This window comes from Flavobacterium aquidurense (assembly GCF_001404985.1).
Taxonomy (GTDB): domain Bacteria; phylum Bacteroidota; class Bacteroidia; order Flavobacteriales; family Flavobacteriaceae; genus Flavobacterium; species Flavobacterium aquidurense_B.
On the sequence record NZ_JRLF01000002.1, the window covers coordinates 1 to 8,126 of the forward strand.

General features: G+C 42.9%; 2 tRNA genes and 4 rRNA genes. All 6 read right to left on the bottom strand.

What is annotated here, in order from left to right:
* Positions 1 to 919: ribosomal RNA gene (locus RC62_RS00645) — 16S ribosomal RNA — on the bottom strand; the annotation flags it as partial.
* A 2,018-nt stretch (positions 920 to 2,937) separates the two neighbouring features.
* Positions 2,938 to 3,047, bottom strand: a 5S ribosomal RNA gene (rrf, locus tag RC62_RS00655).
* Between the two features lie 139 nt (positions 3,048 to 3,186).
* A 23S ribosomal RNA gene (locus RC62_RS00660) occupies positions 3,187 to 6,070 on the bottom strand.
* Positions 6,071 to 6,217: 147 nt separating this feature from the next.
* A tRNA-Ala gene (locus RC62_RS00665) sits at positions 6,218 to 6,291 on the bottom strand.
* 107 nt (positions 6,292 to 6,398) lie between these two features.
* Positions 6,399 to 6,472: transfer RNA gene (locus RC62_RS00670), tRNA-Ile, on the bottom strand.
* A 123-nt stretch (positions 6,473 to 6,595) separates the two neighbouring features.
* Positions 6,596 to 8,109 (bottom strand): 16S ribosomal RNA (locus RC62_RS00675).
* Positions 8,110 to 8,126 lie beyond the last annotated feature (17 nt).

The following is an 8,126-nucleotide window of genomic DNA, read 5'->3' on the forward strand; positions in this document are numbered from 1 at the left end:
GTGCGGGCCCCCGTCAATTCCTTTGAGTTTCATTCTTGCGAACGTACTCCCCAGGTGGGATACTTATCACTTTCGCTTAGCCACTGAGATTGCTCCCAACAGCTAGTATCCATCGTTTACGGCGTGGACTACCAGGGTATCTAATCCTGTTCGCTACCCACGCTTTCGTCCATCAGCGTCAATCCATTAGTAGTAACCTGCCTTCGCAATTGGTATTCCATGTAATCTCTAAGCATTTCACCGCTACACTACATATTCTAGTTACTTCCTAATAATTCAAGTTTAACAGTATCAATGGCCGTTCCACCGTTGAGCGATGGGCTTTCACCACTGACTTATTAAACCGCCTACGGACCCTTTAAACCCAATGATTCCGGATAACGCTTGGATCCTCCGTATTACCGCGGCTGCTGGCACGGAGTTAGCCGATCCTTATTCTTACGATACCGTCAAGCTGCTACACGTAGCAGTGTTTCTTCTCGTATAAAAGCAGTTTACAATCCATAGGACCGTCATCCTGCACGCGGCATGGCTGGATCAGGCTTGCGCCCATTGTCCAATATTCCTCACTGCTGCCTCCCGTAGGAGTCTGGTCCGTGTCTCAGTACCAGTGTGGGGGATCTCCCTCTCAGGACCCCTACCCATCGTAGCCTTGGTAAGCCGTTACCTTACCAACTAGCTAATGGGACGCATGCTCATCTTTTACCGTTGTGACTTTAATTATAAAATGATGCCATTTCATAATACTATGAGGTATTAATCCAAATTTCTCTGGGCTATCCCTCTGTAAAAGGTAGATTGCATACGCGTTACGCACCCGTGCGCCGGTCTCTACTTCCGAAGAAGCATACCCCTCGACTTGCATGTGTTAAGCCTGCCGCTAGCGTTCATCCTGAGCCAGGATCAAACTCTTCATCGTATATTGTTGATCTTAATAAATCAAGATCGTATTGTTATTCGAATCAGTCTCTATCGGTTATTCTTTAATCTCTCGATTATCTTACTCTTTATTCTTTTGCCCTAACATCTCTGTTAAAGCGGCTGTCAATTCAATATGTCTACGAACGTGTGTTTCTTTTTGTTTCGCTTGTTTCTCAAAGCGGGTGCAAAAGTAGAAAACTTATTTCTAACTGGCAAATGTTTTTTGAAGTTTTTTTTGAAAATTCTCATTTCGTCTTCCTTCTCCTTATCTGCCAAACTATCAATGAACTTTCCGTGTTTTGCGGGGTGCAAACTTAAAACTTTCTTTCAATTCCCACAAGCTTTTTTTAATCTTTTTTTGAAAATAAATTTCCGTTTTGATCTCTTTAGCCTGTCAGTATTTCTGTGAACGTCTATCGCTGTTGCGGGTGCAAAAGTAGACCCTTTATTTACATTTACAAGCTTTTTTATTGCATAATTTCAATGTTTTTTAAAACTTTTCCTTAACATACTGATAACACCAAACTTACAAAACACTCTTTTTTTAACTTTATAGGGATTTTCCTAAACCAAATGGCTTTTTCGCAATCCAGGGCTTTCAAAAACTCCCGATTTTAGGGATTTCACAGATTTATCATTCTTTAATGGTTAATGTATAGTAGACAATTAATACTTATTTAGACTTTAATAAATAGTAAAAATTTTAAAACCAACATTTTTTGAACACTTTTAATCATTTCACAAGAAACCTATAAACTTCAAATTTCGACATTTATACCACTTATCTTTCTTTATATAATCTATCAAAAGCAAAAAGACATTTTTAACAATCATTCAGAAAGATAAAATCTTATAAAACAATTGTAAGATCCGCTGAAAAGAAAAACCTTTTAACCAAGATCGAACATAAAACTCAAAAGGATAAATAAAAAATATTCAACAACAAATTCTTAACACAAAAACGATATTCAAACTTCTACAAGGATTATAAATTTATAAATTCAATTATCCCATCATTCATGGCATAAAAAATCCCCTTGAACCTTTTAGTTAAACTAGAATATTCCTCTCAGTCTTTTCAAATTTCCATAATCTACATTAATAAAATAAACCACTTTGCCACAATAATACTTAATACACAAATCCAATGTTTCTCATATTTAAATATTAAAACAAAAGAAATTAATACCCATTTCTGCCTGAAAATTTAAAACAACATCTACTCGCAAAGAACTCACCAAATTCCTTTACTTTTTAATCAGAACAATATAATAGTCATTCAAATTATCGAACAACATGCTTTTAGAAAAAACAACACTAGAAACATGATTTCACAATGAAACAATGTGGAAAAATTTGGAGTAGCAATTAATTAAAAAATTGAATAAATATTTACCTTAAGCTTCCGTAGCTGACCCACTATTCTTTGTTTTTTTTCAAGAGAAAGTTTCATCCAGGCACCGCCAGAAATATAATACATCACAAAAGACAACACTTCCATCCACAACACAGTCTGCGCAAATAAGAAATTATTAATCAAAAGAAATTCCAATCTCGAAACATTGAAATAAAATTCGAAATCCTGACACATAATAAATGGTTCTTTACAAACTTAAAATCTCAACTATTCAAAATAAACCATTCGTTCAATTTTAAATTAAATTCTAAAGATAATCACAAAGCTTTTCGAACTTATTTTATAAGAAGTATAAAAATCATGCACTTTGCCAAAACCAAAAGTAAAAAATAATATAAAATAAAAATCTTTCCGATAAATCAGGAAGGATTCTTAACAAGCAAAAAGTTTTGCGAATATTATTAATTTATAGGAGACTATAAAATAAAAACATTAAGTCCCTTGTTATAAAAGTCTCATAAACCCAAAAAATCCCCATCATTTAGGTGATGGGGATTTTTTAAAGCAAATTCGTTTTCGATAGTTACCGCATTGCGGTATAATTGCGGTTTTTTGTAAAAACAAAAAACCCTGATTCTTTCGAAACAGGGTTTTAAAAAGAAAGGCGACGACATACTCTCCCACATAACTGCAGTACCATCTGCGCAGGCGGGCTTAACTACTCTGTTCGGGATGGGAAGAGGTGAGCCCCGCCGCAATAACCACCTTAAGGTCGTTTTTGCAATGGGTAACCAGATTAACTGATCAACATTACATAATATCTTAACATACTGAGATAAAGAAAAGTATTTTTATTTATTATTTTTAGAAAGTTTCTTCTCCCCGATTTGCATCGGGGAGAAAAGGGTGTACATAAGCTTACGGATTATTAGTACTACTCGACTATGACATTACTGCCTTTACATCTATAGCCTATCAACGTGGTCATCTTCCACGATCCTTAAAAGAAATCTCATCTTGTGGTGGGTTTCGCGCTTATATGCTTTCAGCGCTTATCCCTTCCAAACGTAGCTACTCTGCGGTGCCCCTGGCGGGACAACAGATACACTAGAGGTTTGTCCAATTCGGTCCTCTCGTACTAGAATCAGATCCACTCAAATTTCTAACGCCCACAGTAGATAGAGACCGAACTGTCTCACGACGTTCTGAACCCAGCTCGCGTGCCACTTTAATGGGCGAACAGCCCAACCCTTGGGACCTTCTCCAGCCCCAGGATGTGACGAGCCGACATCGAGGTGCCAAACCCCCCCGTCGATATGAGCTCTTGGGGGAGATCAGCCTGTTATCCCCGGCGTACCTTTTATCCTTTGAGCGATGGCCCTTCCATGCGGAACCACCGGATCACTATGCTCTACTTTCGTACCTGATCGACCTGTATGTCTCTCAGTCAAGCTCCCTTATGCCATTGCACTCTACGCACGGTTACCAAGCGTACTGAGGGAACCTTTAGAAGCCTCCGTTACTCTTTTGGAGGCGACCACCCCAGTCAAACTACCCACCAAGCAATGTCCCCCGATACTCGGGGTTAGGCCTCAGATAAACAAAGGGTTGTATTTCAACAATGACTCCACAACGCCTGGCGACGCCACTTCACAGTCTCCAACCTATCCTACACATCATTTATCCAAGGTCAATACTAAGCTATAGTAAAGGTGCACAGGGTCTTTTCGTCCCACTGCGGGTAAACGGCATCTTCACCGTTACTACAATTTCACCGAGCTCATGGCTGAGACAGTGTCCAGATCGTTACACCATTCGTGCAGGTCGGAACTTACCCGACAAGGAATTTCGCTACCTTAGGACCGTTATAGTTACGGCCGCCGTTTACTGGGGCTTCAATTCAATGCTTCTCCGAAGATAACATCTCCTCTTAACCTTCCAGCACCGGGCAGGTGTCAGGCCCTATACTTCATCTTACGATTTTGCAGAGCCCTGTGTTTTTGATAAACAGTCGCCTGGACCTCTTCACTGCGGCCCCCATTGCTGGGGGCGACCTTTCTCCCGAAGTTACAGGTCTATTTTGCCTAATTCCTTAGCCATGAATCTCTCGAGCACCTTAGGATTCTCTCCTCAACTACCTGTGTCGGTTTACGGTACTGGTACTAATTACCTGAAGTTTAGAGGTTTTTCTTGGAAGCCCTTAGGCGCACTATCTCTTTGTCCGAAGACTCCGAGTACTATCGTATTTCCCCAAGACGCGTGGATTTGCCTGCGCATCTTATAGGTAGGTACTTCAACGAACTATTCCGTCAGTTCGCGGCGCTTTCATCACTCCGTCACCCCATCACAGTAATTAGTAGTACGGGAATATTAACCCGTTAGCCATCGACTGTCCCTTTCGGGTTCGCCTTAGGACCAGACTAACCCACAGCTGATTAGCATAGCTGTGGAAACCTTAGTTTTTCGGTGTGCGGGTTTCTCGCCCGCATTATCGTTACTTATGCCTACATTTTCTTTTCTAACCAGTCCAGCATACCTTACGATACACCTTCAACCCTGTTAGAATGCTCCCCTACCACTTAGAGTAAACTCTAAATCCATAGCTTCGGTAATATACTTATGCCCGATTATTATCCATGCTCGTCCGCTCGACTAGTGAGCTGTTACGCACTCTTTAAATGAATGGCTGCTTCCAAGCCAACATCCTAGCTGTCTGGGCAGACAAACCTCGTTCTTTCAACTTAGTATATATTTGGGGACCTTAGCTGATGGTCTGGGTTCTTTCCCTCTCGGACTTGGACCTTAGCACCCAAGCCCTCACTGCTGTGAAACATTATATAGCATTCGGAGTTTGTCAGGAATTGGTAGGCGGTGAAGCCCCCGCATCCAATCAGTAGCTCTACCTCTATATAACTTTATGCACAGCGCTGCACCTAAATGCATTTCGGGGAGTACGAGCTATTTCCGAGTTTGATTGGCCTTTCACCCCTACCCACAGGTCATCCGAAGACTTTTCAACGTCAACCGGTTCGGTCCTCCACTGTGTGTTACCACAGCTTCAACCTGCCCATGGGTAGATCACACGGTTTCGCGTCTAACACTACTGACTAAAGCGCCCTATTCAGACTCGCTTTCGCTACGGATCCGTGGCTTAACCACTTAACCTTGCCAGCAACGTTAACTCGTAGGCTCATTATGCAAAAGGCACGCCGTCACCCCACGAAAGGGCTCCGACCGCTTGTAAGCGTATGGTTTCAGGATCTATTTCACTCCGTTATTCACGGTTCTTTTCACCTTTCCCTCACGGTACTGGTTCACTATCGGTCTCTCAGGAGTATTTAGCCTTAGCGGATGGTCCCGCCAAATTCAGACAGGGTTTCACGTGCCCCGCCCTACTCAGGATACCACTATCTATTATACTCGTTACCCATACGGGACTATCACCCTCTATGGTGTCACTTTCCAGTAACTTCCGGTTCCTTGTACATAAAATGTCGTGGTCCTACAACCCCAACATTGCCGTAACAACATTGGTTTGGGCTAATCCGCGTTCGCTCGCCACTACTTACGGAATCACTTTTGTTTTCTTCTCCTCCGCCTACTTAGATGTTTCAGTTCAGCGGGTTTGCCCACCTATCGGTGTACTATGTCTTCAACATAGTGGGTTGCCCCATTCAGGTATCTGCGGATCAATCGGTGTGTGCCCGTCCCCGCAGCTTTTCGCAGCTTATCACGCCTTTCATCGCCTCTGAGAGCCAAGGCATCCCCCATACGCCCTTATTTTGCTTATTGTACCAATCATAAAATCAATTATGACCGTTTTTTTTTGTCTTTTATTATTTGTATTACTACTATAACAAAAAACGCTTTCTACTTTTTATTATTTTCTTATCTCAATATGTCAATGAACTTTTATTTACTATATTTATAGTAAATCAGTGGAGAATAACGGAGTCGAACCGTTGACCTCCTGCGTGCAAGGCAGGCGCTCTAGCCAGCTGAGCTAATCCCCCATTTCTTAAATCTTAGATTATAGAATTCAGATTTTAGATTTCTAATTCTTCTCTAATTTCTTTGGTGAATTCCAACTTCCAGAATTTCCTTTTTTTAAGTTAAATAGTAGTCCCGGGCAGACTCGAACTGCCGACCCCTACATTATCAGTGTAGTACTCTAACCAGCTGAGCTACGAGACTCTGTTTTACTTAAAATTTATTATTTGAACTAACAGCAAGAGTAAAATAGCCTTAAAATTATAATCCCATAAAGCTTCTTCTTTTTTCCCCAGCGTGTGTTTCCACTAACACTCAGGGCTCTAGAAAGGAGGTGTTCCAGCCGCACCTTCCGGTACGGCTACCTTGTTACGACTTAGCCCTAGTTACCAGTTTTACCCTAGGCAGCTCCTTGCGGTCACCGACTTCAGGCACCCCCAGCTTCCATGGCTTGACGGGCGGTGTGTACAAGGCCCGGGAACGTATTCACCGGATCATGGCTGATATCCGATTACTAGCGATTCCAGCTTCACGGAGTCGAGTTGCAGACTCCGATCCGAACTGTGACCGGTTTTATAGATTCGCTCCTGGTCGCCCAGTGGCTGCTCTCTGTACCGGCCATTGTAGCACGTGTGTAGCCCAAGGCGTAAGGGCCGTGATGATTTGACGTCATCCCCACCTTCCTCACAGTTTGCACTGGCAGTCTTGTTAGAGTTCCCGACATGACTCGCTGGCAACTAACAACAGGGGTTGCGCTCGTTATAGGACTTAACCTGACACCTCACGGCACGAGCTGACGACAACCATGCAGCACCTTGTAAATTGTCTTGCGAAAGTTCTGTTTCCAAAACGGTCAATCTACATTTAAGCCTTGGTAAGGTTCCTCGCGTATCATCGAATTAAACCACATGCTCCACCGCTTGTGCGGGCCCCCGTCAATTCCTTTGAGTTTCATTCTTGCGAACGTACTCCCCAGGTGGGATACTTATCACTTTCGCTTAGCCACTGAGATTGCTCCCAACAGCTAGTATCCATCGTTTACGGCGTGGACTACCAGGGTATCTAATCCTGTTCGCTACCCACGCTTTCGTCCATCAGCGTCAATCCATTAGTAGTAACCTGCCTTCGCAATTGGTATTCCATGTAATCTCTAAGCATTTCACCGCTACACTACATATTCTAGTTACTTCCTAATAATTCAAGTTTAACAGTATCAATGGCCGTTCCACCGTTGAGCGATGGGCTTTCACCACTGACTTATTAAACCGCCTACGGACCCTTTAAACCCAATGATTCCGGATAACGCTTGGATCCTCCGTATTACCGCGGCTGCTGGCACGGAGTTAGCCGATCCTTATTCTTACGATACCGTCAAGCTGCTACACGTAGCAGTGTTTCTTCTCGTATAAAAGCAGTTTACAATCCATAGGACCGTCATCCTGCACGCGGCATGGCTGGATCAGGCTTGCGCCCATTGTCCAATATTCCTCACTGCTGCCTCCCGTAGGAGTCTGGTCCGTGTCTCAGTACCAGTGTGGGGGATCTCCCTCTCAGGACCCCTACCCATCGTAGCCTTGGTAAGCCGTTACCTTACCAACTAGCTAATGGGACGCATGCTCATCTTTTACCGTTGTGACTTTAATTATAAAATGATGCCATTTCATAATACTATGAGGTATTAATCCAAATTTCTCTGGGCTATCCCTCTGTAAAAGGTAGATTGCATACGCGTTACGCACCCGTGCGCCGGTCTCTACTTCCGAAGAAGCATACCCCTCGACTTGCATGTGTTAAGCCTGCCGCTAGCGTTCATCCTGAGCCAGGATCAAACTCTTCATCGTATATTGTTGATCTTAAT